The organism is Prochlorococcus marinus XMU1411, from assembly GCF_017696075.1.
Classification (GTDB): Bacteria; Cyanobacteriota; Cyanobacteriia; order PCC-6307; family Cyanobiaceae; genus Prochlorococcus_A; species Prochlorococcus_A marinus_V.
The window spans coordinates 77,287-93,629 of the sequence record NZ_JAAORI010000002.1 but is presented as its reverse complement, the minus strand read 5'-3'; the positions used below and the strand labels follow the sequence as shown (position 1 = coordinate 93,629).

At 31.8% G+C, this 16,343-nt stretch carries 19 protein-coding genes; 11 read left to right on the top strand and 8 right to left on the bottom strand.

The features are described 5' to 3' along the window. Position 1 precedes the first annotated feature (1 nt). Positions 2-700 (bottom strand): magnesium protoporphyrin IX methyltransferase, encoded by a 699-nt coding sequence (bchM, locus tag HA145_RS00930; protein WP_209127456.1) that lies wholly within the window; start codon positions 698-700, stop codon positions 2-4. Positions 701-789: 89 nt separating this feature from the next. Here bchM and purE point away from each other — a divergent pair, with 89 nt between their 5' ends. Beyond that, entirely contained in the window at positions 790-1,326 is a 537-nt protein-coding gene (gene purE, locus HA145_RS00925) for a 5-(carboxyamino)imidazole ribonucleotide mutase (protein WP_257469968.1), read from the top strand. 15 nt (positions 1,327-1,341) lie between these two features. Here purE and cysC read toward each other — a convergent pair whose 3' ends face one another. Beyond that, positions 1,342-1,965: an adenylyl-sulfate kinase gene (gene cysC, locus HA145_RS00920; RefSeq protein WP_209127455.1), complete on the bottom strand. Its 624-nt coding sequence runs from the start codon at positions 1,963-1,965 to the stop codon at positions 1,342-1,344. Positions 1,966-2,007: 42 nt separating this feature from the next. Continuing rightward, positions 2,008-2,319 (bottom strand): translation initiation factor SUI1, encoded by a 312-nt coding sequence (locus HA145_RS00915; protein WP_209127454.1) that lies wholly within the window; start codon positions 2,317-2,319, stop codon positions 2,008-2,010. Between the two features lie 48 nt (positions 2,320-2,367). Between HA145_RS00915 and trpB the strand changes: the two genes are divergently transcribed. After that, positions 2,368-3,612, top strand: a complete 1,245-nt coding sequence (gene trpB, locus HA145_RS00910) for a tryptophan synthase subunit beta (protein ID WP_209127453.1) — start codon at positions 2,368-2,370, stop codon at positions 3,610-3,612. Here the strand turns inward: trpB and HA145_RS00905 are convergent, their stop codons facing one another. Beyond that, positions 3,613-3,963, bottom strand: coding sequence for a rhodanese-like domain-containing protein (locus tag HA145_RS00905; protein WP_209127452.1), 351 nt, complete (start codon positions 3,961-3,963; stop codon positions 3,613-3,615). It lies immediately after the preceding gene. Positions 3,964-4,052: 89 nt separating this feature from the next. Between HA145_RS00905 and HA145_RS00900 the strand changes: the two genes are divergently transcribed. The 8 genes from HA145_RS00900 (at position 4,053) to HA145_RS00865 (ending at position 11,043) form a co-directional block, all read left to right on the top strand. Beyond that, entirely contained in the window at positions 4,053-5,513 is a 1,461-nt protein-coding gene (locus HA145_RS00900; protein WP_209127451.1) for a hypothetical protein, read from the top strand. 124 nt (positions 5,514-5,637) lie between these two features. Next, positions 5,638-6,783 carry a citrate synthase gene (locus HA145_RS00895; RefSeq protein WP_209127450.1) on the top strand — a complete coding sequence of 382 codons (1,146 nt, stop codon included), beginning with the start codon at positions 5,638-5,640 and terminating at the stop codon, positions 6,781-6,783. A 76-nt stretch (positions 6,784-6,859) separates the two neighbouring features. After that, the gene (gene nuoH / locus HA145_RS00890) at positions 6,860-7,978 is read left to right on the top strand and encodes an NADH-quinone oxidoreductase subunit NuoH (protein WP_209127449.1); all 1,119 of its coding nucleotides are present in this window, start codon (positions 6,860-6,862) and stop codon (positions 7,976-7,978) included. 67 nt (positions 7,979-8,045) lie between these two features. Next, positions 8,046-8,672: an NAD(P)H-quinone oxidoreductase subunit I gene (ndhI, locus tag HA145_RS00885; RefSeq protein WP_209127448.1), complete on the top strand. Its 627-nt coding sequence runs from the start codon at positions 8,046-8,048 to the stop codon at positions 8,670-8,672. 13 nt (positions 8,673-8,685) lie between these two features. Further along, complete coding sequence (locus HA145_RS00880) at positions 8,686-9,285, top strand: NADH-quinone oxidoreductase subunit J (RefSeq protein WP_079333619.1); 600 nt, start codon at positions 8,686-8,688, stop codon at positions 9,283-9,285. Between the two features lie 18 nt (positions 9,286-9,303). Further along, positions 9,304-9,624, top strand: a complete 321-nt coding sequence (gene nuoK, locus HA145_RS00875) for an NADH-quinone oxidoreductase subunit NuoK (protein WP_032522919.1) — start codon at positions 9,304-9,306, stop codon at positions 9,622-9,624. A gap of 9 nt (positions 9,625-9,633) precedes the next feature. Beyond that, complete coding sequence (locus HA145_RS00870) at positions 9,634-10,545, top strand: NAD(+) kinase (protein ID WP_209127447.1); 912 nt, start codon at positions 9,634-9,636, stop codon at positions 10,543-10,545. Next, complete coding sequence (locus tag HA145_RS00865; RefSeq protein ID WP_209127446.1) at positions 10,546-11,043, top strand: CYTH domain-containing protein; 498 nt, start codon at positions 10,546-10,548, stop codon at positions 11,041-11,043. Positions 11,044-11,255: 212 nt separating this feature from the next. On the opposite strand, the gene HA145_RS00860 is transcribed toward HA145_RS00865, so the two are convergent. Continuing rightward, positions 11,256-11,537 carry a helix-turn-helix domain-containing protein gene (locus HA145_RS00860; protein WP_209127445.1) on the bottom strand — a complete coding sequence of 94 codons (282 nt, stop codon included), beginning with the start codon at positions 11,535-11,537 and terminating at the stop codon, positions 11,256-11,258. Between the two features lie 77 nt (positions 11,538-11,614). Here HA145_RS00860 and HA145_RS00855 point away from each other — a divergent pair, with 77 nt between their 5' ends. After that, positions 11,615-12,505 (top strand): methylenetetrahydrofolate reductase, encoded by an 891-nt coding sequence (locus tag HA145_RS00855; protein WP_209127444.1) that lies wholly within the window; start codon positions 11,615-11,617, stop codon positions 12,503-12,505. On the opposite strand, the gene HA145_RS00850 is transcribed toward HA145_RS00855, so the two are convergent. The 3 genes from HA145_RS00850 to HA145_RS00840 form a co-directional block, all read right to left on the bottom strand. Continuing rightward, a complete protein-coding gene (locus HA145_RS00850; RefSeq protein ID WP_209127443.1) occupies positions 12,489-13,667 on the bottom strand; it encodes a nucleotidyltransferase family protein in 1,179 nt (392 codons plus the stop codon). The two genes, HA145_RS00855 and HA145_RS00850, sit on opposite strands and share 17 nt — an antisense overlap. Positions 13,668-13,715: 48 nt before the next feature. Continuing rightward, on the bottom strand, positions 13,716-14,549 hold the full coding sequence (locus tag HA145_RS00845; protein ID WP_209127442.1) for a segregation/condensation protein A: 834 nt from the start codon (positions 14,547-14,549) through the stop codon (positions 13,716-13,718). A 110-nt stretch (positions 14,550-14,659) separates the two neighbouring features. Continuing rightward, on the bottom strand, positions 14,660-16,264 hold the full coding sequence (locus HA145_RS00840; RefSeq protein ID WP_209127441.1) for an NAD(P)H-quinone oxidoreductase subunit 4: 1,605 nt from the start codon (positions 16,262-16,264) through the stop codon (positions 14,660-14,662). Positions 16,265-16,343: the final 79 nt, after the last annotated feature.

The following is a 16,343-nucleotide window of genomic DNA, read 5'->3' as shown; positions in this document are numbered from 1 at the left end:
ATTAAATTTTTTCGAATTCAATTAGTTTTGAGAAATAAAAAGGAGCTTGATTTAATTTCTTTTTTACCACTTTAAATCCTTTTTCTTTAGCAGCATTAATAATGCCCTTTTCTTTTAATGTATATGCTCTTGTAGTTTTACTTGGCCCAGGAAATAATTTCCCAATATTTTTTAGAACAGCAAGAACTGGAGTATAAGGAGCAAAGCTAACGATTAGTTTTTCTTTGCTTATATCGCATAGATGTTGGACCATTTCTTCTGCGACTGGTTGAGGATAATGAATAAATACATCCAAACAAATTACAACATCAAATAATCCTTTTAATTTTTCCAGATCACAGACTGCATATTTGATTTTACCTTGATTAAAACCTAATTTATTAATGCGTTTTTTTGTTTCTTTAATCATTTCAGAAGAAATATCGCTCACCTGTATTTCTTTTATACCAAGTCTTAGTAAAGGTATGGAAAGACTTCCTACACCACATCCTGCATCACAATAACTTTTTTTTGTTAGTTCAGGATAATTGCTGATGTATGAGATCACATCATCTACAGTTTTTTGATGCCCTTTCCTAATGTTTTTCTGAACTGTATTAATTTCATCAGATTTGCTATAAATTTTATTCCATCTTTCAAAGCCAGTACCATTAAAATACTCCCTAACTTCACTTTTTTCGATAATCTTATTTGACGTCATAATATTCTATGAAAATTTATTCTTTTTATACTAACTAACTGGCGCCAAATTAATTGCACGCCATTATAGGAAAGAATTGATTTGTTATTTTGTCAGAATTAAATTCTAAAGACATTTATAAAATTGCTGTCGTAATGGGTAGTGATTCAGATCTAAAAACATTGAAACCTGCCGTTGATATTTTAAAAGAATTTGGAATAAAAACTGAAGTTTGTATACTTTCTGCCCATCGAACACCTATTGAAATGATGGAATATGCAAAAAATGCAGAATCAGAAAACATAAAAGTTATAATTGCTGGTGCTGGTGGTGCTGCTCATCTTCCAGGAATGCTGGCATCCATAACTTGCATTCCTGTAATTGGAGTACCAGTAGAGAGTAAGACACTTAAGGGTATTGACTCCCTTTTATCAATAGTTCAAATGCCAGCTGGAATTCCAGTCGCAACAGTTGCAATTAATGGAGGACAAAATGCTGGATTATTGGCAATAGAGATTATCAGCTTATTTGATGAATCCATAAAGAAAAATTTAAAAGAATTCAGAGAAAATCTTCATAAACAGGTAAGGACTAAAAATAGTAAGTTATCAACTATCGGAGCTGAAAATTATCTTCAAAATAAATGAACCTATATTTTTCTATTAGCTCTTTTTAAGGAAGTTTTCTTCTTTAAGAAAGTGAATAACTTTTTCAACTGAATCCTTTAAATCTAACGAGCCTGTATCAACCACAATTTCTGGATTATGTGGAGCTTCATATGGACTAGAAATACCTGTAAAATCCTTTATTTCACCCAGACGAGCTTTCTTATAAAGACCTTTAGTATCGCGATTTTCACAAACTTTAATATCTGCAGCACAATAAACTTCAATAAAATCCTTAGATCCAATAATTTTTCTCACCTTATCTCTATCGCTAATAAATGGTGAAACAAATGCTGTAATAGTTATTATCCCAGCATTCATAAATAAATTCGCAACTTCTCCAATTCTTCTTATATTTTCTTCTCTATCTTCATCCGAAAACCCAAGATCTTTACATAAACCGTGTCTAATATTATCTCCATCCAACACGTAAGTCGAAAACCCATCTAAGTGTAAAACTTCATTTAAAGCGTTTGCCAAAGTACTTTTACCAGAGCCAGATAAACCTGTAAACCAGATAACCATTCCTTTATGACCTCTCATTTTCTCTAACTTTTCTCTATTGATAGTTAAATTGTGCCACTTTATATTGGTTGACTTTGTTTGATCTTGTTCTTTCATTTTTTGAATCATCAAAATTAAAAACCTATCTTAACTCTTGATTCATAAATTATGAAAACCCTCTTTACGAAGAAACTCAATTGATTTCAATACCATATCCCCCTGTAATTGGATATTACTGTCAATTAGTATTCCTCCAGTTCCACAAAAAACTTTAATTTTTTTTAGCAATTCTTTTAATAAAATTTCATCCTCAGTTCCTAAACCTTTAATTAAAGTGATCGTCTTGCCCTTTTTACCTTTTTTTTGTTTTGAAATAATTATTTTTGATCTTTTAGTAAAAGTATCTAACTTTAATGTTTCTTCAGATTTTTTTTCTTGATTATCAAATTCGATCCAATTTTTTTTTCCCATTATTTTCAATATAATCTATAGTTAGTTAATACTTATTCTATAGATAAAGTGGTAAGTACATTTTCTCGCCAAGATCAAAATTATAAAAATGAAGATTTAAATCTACCCTCCAAAGAGGGTAGATTTGGAAAATATGGTGGTCAATATGTCCCTGAAACACTAATGCCTGCCCTTTTTGAGCTTGAAACAGCTGCATTAAATGCATGGAAAGATAACCTTTTTGTAAAAGAATTAAATCATCTACTTAAGACTTATGTAGGAAGAGAAACACCACTTTATGAGGCCAAAAGACTTACTGAGCATTACAAAACTGAAAAAGCAACTCCAAAAATATGGCTTAAAAGAGAAGATTTAAATCATACTGGTGCTCACAAGATTAATAATGCCCTTGGACAAGCTTTATTAGCAATAAGAATGGGCAAAAAGAGGATAATTGCAGAAACTGGAGCAGGTCAACATGGCGTTGCTACGGCTACTGTTTGTGCAAGATTTGGCTTAAAATGCATTATCTATATGGGTGCAGAGGACATAAAAAGGCAATCCCTTAATGTCTTTAGAATGAAATTGCTAGGAGCTGAAGTGAAAGTTGTCAATTCTGGAACTGCAACACTTAAGGATGCTACTAGTGAAGCCATTAGAGATTGGGTTTCTAATGTCGAAACCACACACTACATTTTAGGATCTGTTGCAGGTCCACACCCCTTCCCAAAGATTGTGAGAGATTTTCATGCAGTTATAGGGGAAGAGACTAAAAAACAATGCATGGAATCGTTTGGTTCTTTACCCGATATTTTACTTGCTTGCGTAGGCGGGGGATCAAATGCAATGGGCCTTTTCCACCCTTTCGTTAAAAATAAATCTGTACGACTAATTGGTGTTGAAGCCGCAGGAAGTGGAGTTGATACTGACAAACATGCTGCAACCATCACCAAAGGATCAGTAGGAATTTTGCATGGATCAATGAGTCTTCTTCTACAAGATAATAATGGTCAAGTACAAGAAGCGCACTCAATAAGTGCGGGTTTAGATTACCCTGGTGTAGGACCTGAACATAGCCATTTAAAAGATATAGGTAGAGCAGAATATGGATCAGTCACAGATCAAGAAGCTTTAGATGCTTTGAGACTTGTTAGTGAACTTGAAGGAATTATACCGGCACTTGAAACGTCCCATGCCTTTGCTTGGCTAGATAAATTATGCCCTACTCTTGAAAAAGATACTCATATAGTCATAAATTGCTCTGGAAGAGGGGACAAAGATGTTAATACTGTTGCATCTTCATTAGATATTTAATCAATACCTAGAAATTGATGGGTCAATATATCTACTCCATCCATCAATACCCTCCTCCAAATTCCATATTACGCTCACTAAATTATTATCCAGGCACCACTGACAAAAGTTATAACTTCGTACCCCTGCATGACAAGTAACAACTATTTCTCTATCTAGTAAACCATCAAATATTTCTTTAACATATTCAAATGTGACTGTACTAATTGGAATGTGTAAGAATTCTTGTGAAAAACGAGCTATTTCGAGCTCTGACTGTTCTCTTACATCAATCAAGACTGGATCTTCTTTCTTAGAATCAAACCAATCATTGAGACTAGAAGCATTGATAGATTTTGGATAATTTCCCAATTGAAAGGATAAATTATGTATTATTTACAATTTAATAAATTAAGTTGCAGTAGGAAGTTTATTGTTAAAAATAAAAATAAACATTGATAATGAAACTTAGATTAGTAGCAATAATTTTATTATTATCTTTATTAATTTTTGTTGGTTTTAAAAAAGTTTCTGCAAATAAAAATAAGGAGCAAAGTACAAATATTGAGCAACTAAATATCCTAAAATATATACCTGAAAACAATAAATTATTATTTATTTCAAATTTAGATAGCTTTAATATTATAAACAATAATAAAAAAGATAAAAATTCAAAAAATCAAGATAACTTAGTTTTAATAAAAGATTCTATATTAGGTTATTTAGGTATAGATTTAGGCAACAATAAACTAGATGATATCTATAATAATGAACTTATAATCTCAACTTTTGAGAATAATAAAAAGCTTAAAGATGATATTTTGATAATTTTTAAAATTAAGCCAGAAAAAACAATAGATGATTTATTAAATTTACCTAATAAAATTGATCAGGTTGATGAAATAATTTCAATTAATAGAGAAAATAAAATAAATTTCCTTAACTTTATATATCGTACCGAAGATAATTATATAATTGCTTCATCAGATAAAAAATTAATCAAAAATAGTATTAACTCTAGTGATAATTTTAAGAAAAAAAAATCTAAATATAAGGAAGAACTTTTTGGACTAAAAAAAGAAAAAAATATATTATTCACAAATAAATTTATGGATAGTAAATTTTTTAATAAAGAAATTTTTAATGAGAATAATGAGGATATTATAGCTACAACATTTGACTTAAAAAATAATCATTTAATTTTAAAATCATATTTAATAAATAATAAAAAAAATATTGATATTCTTTCTTACGATAACCTATTAAATAAAGAGAATAGGAATGAAGATAATCCTGAATTTTCAATTTTTTGTAATATAAAAAATTTTGAAAAATACCTAAATCCTTTTATAAATGATTTTGAACTCAGTTTTTTTGAAGAGTTTGATCAAAATGTCAATCAAGATATATTAATTGTCAATTCAAAAAAAGATTGGCTTATTACATTTGAAAAAAATACTAAAGATCAATTTAATTTAAGTGCTTTAAAAAAACTAAAAGATTTCAACAAATATAGTTTGCAACAAAATGAAAATATTTACTCTATTTATTCCAAAGATATTCTTCAAGAAACTGAAGATTTAATAAAAGAATTAACTTATGAAAATATCTATTCAATAGAATCAGGAGATTTAAAAATCATAAGTAATCATTTAATTGATGGTAAAAAACTAGAAACAATATCTAACCAATTTTTTAACCTAAAAAGTAATAAAGGGAAATCTACTTTTCTTTATGCAAAAGTTGATATCAAAGATAGAAATTCCAATAAAATTGAATATTTTTCTGAGTTGGAAGATTTTAATTTTCTTATTAAAAATACTTTAAAAATATCAAATGAAGAATCTCTAGAAATCATTAGACAATCTATTCCTGAAAAAAATCCAATTCTTTATACAGAAAAAAATTTAAAAATTTTTTAATTAAGTTATTCAAACAAGCTTCAAACACAAGCAATTTAAATTTTCTTGAAGTTAATAACTTGTGGTTAATTAAAAATTATTTGACTATCTTTAATCTATAAGTATTTGATATTGCATTAAGAAATTGGATAAAAACAAAATAATTTTAAAACCAGGATTAGAAGGTGTCCCAGTTACTAATTCATCAATCTGTGATATTGACGGCAATAAAGGTAAATTATTGTACAGAGGTTACTCCATTGAGGAACTATCTAAAAAAAGCAGTTTTTTAGAAACTGCTTATTTATTAATTTGGGGTGAATTGCCCACAGCTATTCAACTTAGAGATTTTGAACAAGAAGTTCAGATGCATCGAAGGTTAAGTTTTAGAGTCAGAGATATGATGAAATGTTTCCCTGCAACAGGTCATCCAATGGATGCTCTTCAATCTAGCGCGGCTTCTTTGGGGCTCTTTTATTCACGAAGAGCAATAGATGATCCTAATTACATCTACAACGCAGTTATAAGACTAATAGCAAAAATACCCACAATGATTGCTGCGTTTCAGCTTATTCGAAAAGGACAAGATCCAATTCAACCTAGAGATGATTTAACTTACTCATCAAATTTTCTTTACATGCTGACTGAAAAAGAACAAGATCCTATAGCTGCAAAAGTTTTTGATAGGTGTTTAATCTTACATGCCGAACATAGTTTAAACGCAAGTACATTTAGCGCAAGAGTGACTGCAAGTACTCTTACAGACCCTTATGCTGTCATCGCCTCTGCTGTAGGAACCCTGGCAGGCCCACTGCATGGAGGAGCAAATGAGGATGTAATTGCAATGTTAGAAGAGATTAAAACCCCAGAAAATGCAGGGTCTTTTTTAGATAATGCAATAAAAAATAAAAGTAAGATAATGGGCTTCGGTCACAGAGAATATAAAGTTAAAGATCCAAGAGCAATAATTCTTCAAAAACTGGCAGAAGAGCTTTTTATTAGATTTGGAGCAGATGAAATGTATGAAGTCGCCAAATCACTTGAGACAGAGGCAATACCAAGACTTGGACCTAAGGGTATATTCCCTAACGTGGACTTTTATTCTGGTCTTGTTTATAGAAAACTTGGTATTCCTCGTGATTTATTTACTCCAATTTTTGCCATATCTAGAGTGGCTGGTTGGTTAGCTCATTGGAGAGAGCAACTTGGAGCAAATAGAATTTTCAGACCATCGCAAATCTACACAGGTTCAAAACCAAGAGATTGGATCAGCCTAGAAAATAGAGAATAATATTTCCAGCTTTTCAAAAAAAAACACACATATTGTTTGTGAAGAGTTAATCTATTAAGTAAATAACAAAAAAATTTTGGAATACGGATTAGATCTCGAATATAGTTTTAATGAATTCTTAAAAGGTTTTGGCCTTTCCAGTGAAATCGCTCATATAATTTGGCTCCCTATACCTATGCTTTTGGTTTTGGTAGCGGCAGTTGTTGGCGTTTTAGTAACAGTTTGGCTTGAAAGAAAAATATCTGCTGCTGCTCAACAAAGAATAGGGCCCGAATATGCAGGAGCGCTTGGCGTACTCCAACCAATTGCAGATGGTCTTAAGTTGCTTGTCAAAGAGGATATTATTCCTGCTAAAGCAGATGGAATTCTCTTCACTGCAGGACCTATATTAGTTCTTGTACCAGTGATTCTCTCATGGCTAATTGTTCCTTTTGGACAAAATCTTTTAATAAGTAACGTTGGTATTGGAATTTTCCTATGGATCGCTTTAAGCAGTATCCAGCCAATTGGGCTTCTTATGAGCGGATATGCATCAAATAATAAGTATTCATTATTAGGAGGTTTAAGAGCAGCGGCTCAATCAATAAGTTATGAAATACCCTTAGCTTTATCTGTATTGGCTATCGTACTAATGACAAATTCTCTAAGTACTATTGACATTGTCAATCAGCAAAGTGGTGCTGGAATACTAAGCTGGAATATATGGAGACAACCAGTTGGTTTCATAATCTTTTGGATTTGTGCACTAGCAGAATGTGAGAGACTTCCATTTGACTTACCTGAAGCTGAAGAAGAATTAGTTGCAGGATATCAAACTGAATATGCTGGAATGAAATTCGCATTGTTCTACCTTGGTAGTTACATTAATTTAATTCTTTCAGCATTATTGGTATCAATACTTTATTTAGGAGGATGGGGTTTTCCTATTCCAGTTGAATTAATAGCTAAGTTTCTTAATTTGCCAATCAATGCTCCCTTAATTCAGGTCTTCACTGCATCAATAGGCATCGTAATGACTGTTTTAAAAGCATATCTTTTAGTTTTCATTGCAATATTATTACGTTGGACAACTCCAAGGGTAAGAATAGATCAACTTTTAGATCTAGGATGGAAGTTTCTCCTTCCAATTTCTCTTGCTAATCTTTTGATAACTGCAGGATTAAAACTTGCTTTTCCTCAGTTCTTTGGTGGTTAATTTAAGTAAAAATACTTAAATTTAAAATTATTCCACTAAAATAAAATAACTAAGTAAATTCTTCAAAATGAACAATTTCCTTCAACAAATAAACAGTTATATCAAAGAAGCATTTAATGCTGGTAAATATTTATACAATGGTATATCTGTAACTTTTGATCATCTTCGAAGAAGACCTGTTACTGTTCAATATCCATATGAAAAATTAATACCTTCTGAAAGATATAGAGGAAGAATACATTATGAATTCGATAAATGTATTGCTTGTGAAGTTTGTGTGAGAGTATGTCCAATAAATCTACCAGTAGTTGATTGGGTAATGAATAAAGAAACCAAAAAAAAGGAACTGAGAAATTATTCAATAGATTTTGGAGTTTGTATATTTTGCGGAAATTGTGTTGAATATTGTCCAACTAATTGTCTTTCAATGACCGAAGAATATGAATTAGCTACTTTCGATAGACACAATCTAAATTTCGATAATGTCGCTCTTGGTAGACTTCCTACAAACGTCACAACTGATCCATCAGTCAAACCTCTAAGAGAACTTGCCTATCTCCCTAAAGGTGTCATGGATCCTCATGAAATCCCAGCTTCAGATTCTAGAGTTGGTAAATTACCTGAAGAAGTTTATGATTGGATGAAACCTGAATCCAATGAAAATAATGATAAAGTTTCTAATCCAACTAATTAATTCCCATTAATTTATGTCCATCGCAATAACAACTCAATTTATTTGTTTTACAGTTCTATCTTTAGTTGTCATTATTGGAGCTCTTGGTGTTGTATTGCTCGAAAGTATTGTTTATTCAGCCTTTCTACTTGGGGGAGTGTTCATGAGTGTAGCAGGATTATATCTTCTCTTAAATGCAAGTTTTGTTGCTGCAGCGCAAGTTTTAGTTTATGTGGGTGCAGTTAATGTATTAATAATTTTTGCAATCATGCTAGTTAACAAGAAAGAAGATTTAAAACCTATCAATGACATTAAATCTAGGAGAATCATATCAACATCGATATGTTTAACCCTACTAAGCCTCCTAATAAGAGTTGACTTGACCAATGTATGGAGCCTATCAAGTCCTCAAAACTCTATCGGTGAAGAATCAACTATTAGGATTGGTGAGCATCTATTTAGTGATTATTTACTCCCATTTGAAGTAGCTTCAGTTTTACTTTTAATGGCAATGATTGGGGCTATTGTTTTAGCTAGAAGAGATGTAATGAGCAAAGATATTTCGACTGGACTCCCTGTTGATCAAGAGTTAATTGAAAAATCATCAGAACCATTACTTACAAATAAAAATTAACCTTTAGATTTATTTATTATGAATTTAGAATCAATTCCTCTTCAAGCTTTTTTGATAGTATCTTCAGCACTATTTTGCATTGGTATTTGGGGATTATTAAATAGCAGAAATGCAGTCAGAGTTCTTATGAGCATTGAATTAATGCTCAATGCCGTAAATATAAACTTGATGGCGTTTTCTTCCTATATTGATAATAATTTAATTCAAGGACAAGTTTTTGCGATTTTTGTGATTACTGTTGCTGCAGCAGAAGCTGCCGTTGGACTAGCTATATTGTTATCTCTTTACAGGAATAGGGTGACTGTAGATATGGAAAGTTTTAATTTATTAAAGTGGTAAAAGCATTAAATGAAACTTTCATTAGTGCTCATTGTATATCGTTCAGATAGTCCTATAGCTCTAGAGGCTTCAAAATTCTGTGAAGAAATTCTTAAAGCTAAAAATATTACATCAAACAGGATTGAAAGTGATTTTCATGAAGATAAAATTGAAAAATATCTTTGTAATTCAGAATCACAACCAGACATTGGAATAGTACTTGGTGGGGATGGAACCTTCCTGAAATGTGCAAATGCATTAGCTGATTATAATATTCCTTTATTAAGCTTTAATATTGGTGGCAATTTGGGGTTTCTTACTCAAGAGAAAGATTTTTTATTTGACAAATCTTTTATTGAAATCCTTGAAAACGAAGAATATATCATTGACTTTCGTAATAGATTAAATTGTAATGTTTGTATTAGTGAAACGAGTCCAGAGAAAAAAATTACAAAAAGATATGACGCCTTAAATGATTTTTATTTTAAATCCGTTGAAGAGGATATTTCTCCTACCAACCAAATACTAATTGAAATCGATAATGAGAAGGTAAATGAATATAAAGGTGATGGATTGATTATATCTACATCTACTGGTTCAACGGCATACTCAATGGCTGCTGGTGGTCCAATAGTACATCCAAGTATAGATGCAATGATAATTAACCCTATATGCCCAATGAGTTTAGCTAGTAGACCAATAGTTATACCTAATACGAGTAAGGTAATCATTAAACCAGTAAAAAAAAGTAAAGGTGAAATTAAACTATGGAGAGATGGTTCCAAATGTATGACTATAAAGGAAAATTATTATTGTGAAATCAAAAAAGGGAAATCACCCTGCAAAATAATAAAGTTTAAAAAAAGCTCTAACTATTACAATACTTTAATAAAAAAACTAGATTGGAAAGGTGATTTATCTCTAAAAAATTCAAAAAATTAAATGGCCTTAGAAATAGAAAGACGATTTCTTATAAAAAATGATAAATGGAAAAAATTCATCACAAAAAAAACCTATATTGAACAAGGATATTTATCAAAAAATATAGATGATTGGATTATCAGAATAAGGTTCACTGGCAAAGATTATAAAATTGCACTCAAAAAATATATCAAAAGCTTTACCAACTTTGAATTTGAATACCCAATTCCTCGAAAAGATGGTGCAATAATAATGTCAAATCTTTCAAATACAATTAAGAAAGAAAGATTCTTTTTAGAAGTTGAAAAAAAATCTTGGATCATAGATTGCTTTAAAGAAAATAATTATCCGCTTGAAATTGCCGAAATTGAACTTTCCGATGAAATGGAAGATTTTAGTCTTCCATCTTTCATATCAAAAGAAATTACTGGGCTGACCCATTATTCCAATTTCAATCTTGCTAACAAACCTTTTTCAAAATGGAAAGAGGAATATTTAACAACTTTCAAAAGCAACTAGTCAAAGGAGCTATTCATCCTTTATATTTTCTTTATATTTAATAAAGTATTTTTATTTTCTTAAAATGTATGGCCTTTATGACAAAGAAGGAATATTGAGATTTGTTGATTCAGACAAAGATGTCTGTATTGCATATGCTGAGCTATTCGAATTAGGCTCCACAAATTATTGTCTAATAGATTTAGCTAGTGATAAAAATCAAATTAAGGGTTTTACACCTCTTGCTCAGAGTCTGGAAGTGAACAACAATTAAATCCATCTCTACAAATCTTTCCATTATCCATTGCCCAGTTTAGAAGTGCCACTCTATTTTTGGAACCAGTTTTTGTAAACATATTACTTACATGATTATCTACCGTTCTTTTACTAATAGTTAGTTTTACCGCAATTTCTTGATTTGTAAGCCCATCGGCTACGAGATCAATGATTTCCATCTCTCTCGTGGAGAGACCCATAACATCAATGTTGTTTACTTCTTCTTCAACCATTTGCATTTAAACAGTTCCTTTTTTATATTAATTAAGTTTAGCAATCTCAGTACACTTGTTAACTAATTAGGAAACAAAAGCAATTGAAATCAAAACTTCAGCAGACTTTAGAAAAAAAATCCAAGGTAATAACGGCAGAATTAATGCCCCCTAGAGGTGGAGACCCCGTAAGATCTCTTAAGATAGCACAACTTTTGAAAGATAAGGTACATGCTGTTAACATTACCGACGGAAGCAGGGCTGTTATGAGAATGTGCAGCTTAGCAATGTCCAAACTATTACTGGAAAATGGGATAGAACCAGTAATGCAAATATCTTGCAGAGATCGTAATAAAATTGCTTTACAATCTGACATTCTTGGAGCAAATGCTCTAGGGATTAAAAACATCTTATGTATTACGGGTGATTCAGTAAAAGCCGGGGATCAACAAGATGCTAAAGCAGTCCACCAGTTTGAATCAGTAAGATTACTTCAACAAATTCAGTCCTTCAATCAGGGAATTGATCCTACTTTTGGGGAACTTCCCGATAAAAAAACATATATATTTGCAGGAGCTGCAGCAGATCCAAGTTGCAAAAATCAAAGAAGTTTAGAAAATAGAATAAGAAAAAAGAAAGAGGCTGGAGCTCAATTCGTTCAAACTCAAATGGTTATGGAAAAAGAAAATTTAATAGATTTTTGCGAAAGAATTGCCAACCCACTCGAGATTCCTGTAATTGCAGGTGTATTCCTATTAAAGTCTTACAAAAATGCTCTCTTTATAAACAAATACGTCCCCGGTGCAAACATACCTGAAAATATATTAAATCGTCTTAAAGACGCCAAAAATCCATTAGAAGAGGGTATTCAAATTGCAGCTGAACAAGCTCAAGACTTTTTCAATATCGCGAATGGAATTCATCTAATGGCAGTTAAAGCAGAACATTTAATCCCTGAGATTCTTGAAAAAGCAAAGCTTAATCTGGAATATTAATCAAATCAGTTCCTAATAATTCTGCCATTGCCTTCTGCTGAGGAGAAGGCTCGGTCATATCAGATCTTCTAGAATCTGTTATCAACCAATCCAAAGATGCATCTTGCAAATCAAAGTGATCTCCATTTTTGCCCACACAGTAACGGCCAAATACTAATTTATCTACAAGTCGAACACCCTTACCGATTTTGGAATAATCAAAAATAATTGAATTATCAATTGTTGCTCCTTCTGAAATGCAGCAACTTGGGCCAATCATTGCAGGTCCAATAATTGATGCACCATCTTCTATTCTCGTCATTCCACCTATATATACTGGGCCCTTAATATCAACTTCGTCCCAATTAGCAGCAACATTTAATCCCGTAAAAACTCCAGGTTTAATTTCTTTGCCAGGTATCTCAACTTGTCTCACCTTGCCTTGTAATACATTACGAATAGCACTCCAATAATCAGGAACTTTTCCAATATCTACCCATTCGAAATCCATTGGAAGTGCAAAAAAAGGCAAATCCATCTCGACAAGTTTAGGGAAGAGATCAGCACCAATATCAAATTTTTCTCCTGATGGTATGTAATTAAAAATTTCAGGTTCAAAAAGGTAAATTCCTGTATTTATGGAGTCACCTAAAGCTTGATCTACAGATGGCTTTTCCTGAAAGGCCTTTATTCTGCCGTTTTTATCTGAGACAACTACACCATAACTTGAGACTTGATCCCTAGTTACTTTTTTGGTTATTAAACTTGCAATTGCTCCCTTTTCCTTATGTTTTTTAACAGCTTCAGTCAAATCTAAGTCAACTAAAGCATCACCACATAGTACGACAAAAGTTTCATCAAAGAATTTTTGAAAATCTTGAATTTTTTTTAATCCTCCTGCTGAACCTAAAGCATCTCCGATTAATTCTCCATCTTCAATTCTACCTTCGAAACTATACGCTATCTCCACACCGAATCTTTGACCATCGCGAAAGTAATTTTCAATTTCTTCTGCAAGGTGAGAAACATTAACCATTATTTCTTTAAAGCCATGCTCTTTTAAGAGTTCTAAAAGAAACTCCATCACAGGTTTTTGTAGGATCGGTATCATTGGTTTTGGAATAACATGAGTTATGGGCTGAACACGTGTACCTTTACCTGCTGCAAGTATCATTGCCTTCATGAATTCAAAACCTCTTTTTAAAGATTATACGCTATTAATATTAAGCATCTAAACGGCAGAAGGATAGGTACTGTTTATCTCAAGATTATCTATAGGTAATTGAGCTAAACCTCCATCAGGAATTATTCTTTTAATTTGAATTGGGCCATATAAAGAATTAATTTGTTTAATTTCAATTTTGTTTTCAGATGATAAAAATAACAAAGACCAAAATACCCCAAGCCTATCTTTATCTAAATCATTTTTTACAACTGCTTGCCATTTCTCAACTAAATATTCAAAATCTGTCCACTGTAATGCTTTTTCCCATCCATCAATAAATTTACCTAATGCCTTAGTAGTTTCTGGGAGTTTCTCACGATGCGCTAATGATTTCACTTGAGAGATTAAAGCCTTGTCAGAATATTTTTTATTTCTTTTTCTCTTCATGAGCAGAAGATCTTGGCTTTCTATAACTTCAGCAATGGACTCTAACTGACTTACCAGTTCTCCAAGAGTTGTTGTACGTTTAAGAATTGGTTGTGCTATTGATCTTCTCCTCAGATATTTTTCAGGATATTTAGGAATATCAAATTCTTGATCAATCCAATCTTGATCATCCACGTCAAAATCATCTTCAAAATCTGATGAATTATCTTTGAAAACATCAGATTCCAAAACTTGAGCCTTTAAATTTACTAGTACGGAAGCCGCAAAAAAAGCCTCGCTCGTCTCAGATAAATCCTTATGATATGAATTTTGACTATTTGATTTTCTCCCAAAAGTTTGTGAGTATTGCTCTAAAAAACTATCTATTACACTGATTACATCAATATCCCATGGATCAAGATCACCTTTGCCCGCGGCATCTTGAAGAAACTTAATCAATAATCTAGGCCCCAATTGTTGCCTATCAATGGAATTTAAATAAGGTATCTTGAAATATTAAATATCTACTCATAAGATATCTTCTTAATTATTGAATGCCAAACAATATTGCATTAATTTAAAAATTATATTGTTGGAGCTTTTAGGATATCATTTTTTTTAGTCCCTGAAAAAATATTTGTTTTAACAGTACTTTTAACAGCATTTAAATCTCTATCAACCAAATTATTAATAGACGCAAGATAACTTTCAGTTACTAATCTTGGGTATAAACCTATGCCAATTATGGGTAAAAGTAAACAGGCAATTATATAAACTTCTCTGGGCTCTGCATCGATAAGTTTTCTTTGTTCAGTTAATTCAGGATTTTCTTTGCCAAAGAAAATTTCTCGTAACATTGATAGTAGATAAATAGGAGTAAGTATTACACCTACAGCAGCTAAAGAAGCCATAACTACTCTAAACGGGAGTGTATAGACTTCATCGGTTACAAATCCTGTAAATACCATTAATTCGGAAACAAATCCACTCATACCAGGCAAGGCAAGGGAAGCAAGGGAGCAAGCAGTCCATAAGGCAAACATGATTCTCATTTTTTGTCCTACACCACTCATTTCATCGAGTTTAAGAGTTTTTGTTCTATCGTAAGTTGCTCCAACAAGAAAAAATAAGCTTGCTCCAATCAATCCATGACTGACCATTTGTAGCATTGCTCCGCTTGTTCCTAGACTACTAAAACTACCTATTCCAATAAGAACAAAACCCATATGACTTATAGAACTGTAAGCAATTTTTCTTTTGAGATTTCTTTGGGCAAAAGAAGTTAATGCAGCATAAATTATATTTACAACTCCTAAAACTATTAATAATGGGGCAAATTGAGCATGTGCAACGGGTAATAATTGAGCATTGAATCTTAAAAGAGCATATCCTCCCATTTTTAATAAAATTCCTGCTAGAAGCATATGCACAGGAGCTGTAGCTTCTCCATGCGCATCTGGAAGCCAAGTATGAAGCGGTACTATTGGAAGTTTTACTCCAAATGCAATTAAAAGACCGACGTAACAGATTATTTGGAATTTTTGACTAAAATCTTGAGCTGCCAAATGAGAAAACTCAAAATTAGGAATTTCAGTACCATAGAATCCCATTGCTAATGCAGCTAGGAGTATAAATATAGAACTACCAGCTGTGTAAATAATGAATTTTGTTGCCGCATATTGTCTATTTTTGCCACCCCATATAGCTAATAATAAATATACGGGAATTAGCTCGAGTTCCCAAGTTAGAAAAAATAAAAGCATATCTTGAACTGCAAATACAGCAATTTGACCGCCATCCATCACCAATATCAAAAAGAAAAATAACTTTGGTTTGAACTTGACAGGCCATGCAGCAAGAACTGCTAATGCAGTTATAAAGCTAGTTAATAATATTAGAGGCATCGAAATTCCATCAGCACCAACAGACCAAGTAAGGCCTAAATCAGGCAACCAACTAATGTTTTCTTTCAGTTGAACATTTTCATTATTAATATCAAAGCCATTTATATATGAACCTACAGTTATTAAAAAAGTTATTAATGCAATAGATAATGCAAACCATCTAACCTCTTTCCCATCTCCTTTATCTGGGAAAAAAGGTATCACAAATGCACTACCAATTGGGAACAAAATTGAGGCAGAAAGCCAAGGAAAATTCGACAATCCAGCCCCCAAAGTTCCAAACATTTTTGTAGCAAAATGTATAAAAAAATAAGTACTCAATTTAGTAAGAAATATTATCTTAAATAAAGTCTAGAAATTATCT

Excerpts from the sequence above, each read along its gene's own strand:
- HA145_RS00860 (WP_209127445.1), bottom strand. The coding sequence starts at position 11,537 with ATGCAAATGGTTGAAGAAGAAGTAAACAACATTGATGTTATGGGTCTC.
- HA145_RS00865 (WP_209127446.1), top strand. The coding sequence starts at position 10,546 with ATGGCCTTAGAAATAGAAAGACGATTTCTTATAAAAAATGATAAATGG.
- bchM (WP_209127456.1), bottom strand. The coding sequence starts at position 700 with ATGACGTCAAATAAGATTATCGAAAAAAGTGAAGTTAGGGAGTATTTT.
- ndhI (WP_209127448.1), top strand. The coding sequence starts at position 8,046 with ATGAACAATTTCCTTCAACAAATAAACAGTTATATCAAAGAAGCATTT.
- HA145_RS00900 (WP_209127451.1), top strand. The coding sequence starts at position 4,053 with ATGAAACTTAGATTAGTAGCAATAATTTTATTATTATCTTTATTAATT.
- HA145_RS00915 (WP_209127454.1), bottom strand. The coding sequence starts at position 2,319 with ATGGGAAAAAAAAATTGGATCGAATTTGATAATCAAGAAAAAAAATCT.
- cysC (WP_209127455.1), bottom strand. The coding sequence starts at position 1,965 with ATGAAAGAACAAGATCAAACAAAGTCAACCAATATAAAGTGGCACAAT.
- HA145_RS00850 (WP_209127443.1), bottom strand. The coding sequence starts at position 13,667 with ATGAAGGCAATGATACTTGCAGCAGGTAAAGGTACACGTGTTCAGCCC.
- HA145_RS00870 (WP_209127447.1), top strand. The coding sequence starts at position 9,634 with ATGAAACTTTCATTAGTGCTCATTGTATATCGTTCAGATAGTCCTATA.
- HA145_RS00880 (WP_079333619.1), top strand. The coding sequence starts at position 8,686 with ATGTCCATCGCAATAACAACTCAATTTATTTGTTTTACAGTTCTATCT.
- nuoK (WP_032522919.1), top strand. The coding sequence starts at position 9,304 with ATGAATTTAGAATCAATTCCTCTTCAAGCTTTTTTGATAGTATCTTCA.
- HA145_RS00840 (WP_209127441.1), bottom strand. The coding sequence starts at position 16,264 with ATGTTTGGAACTTTGGGGGCTGGATTGTCGAATTTTCCTTGGCTTTCT.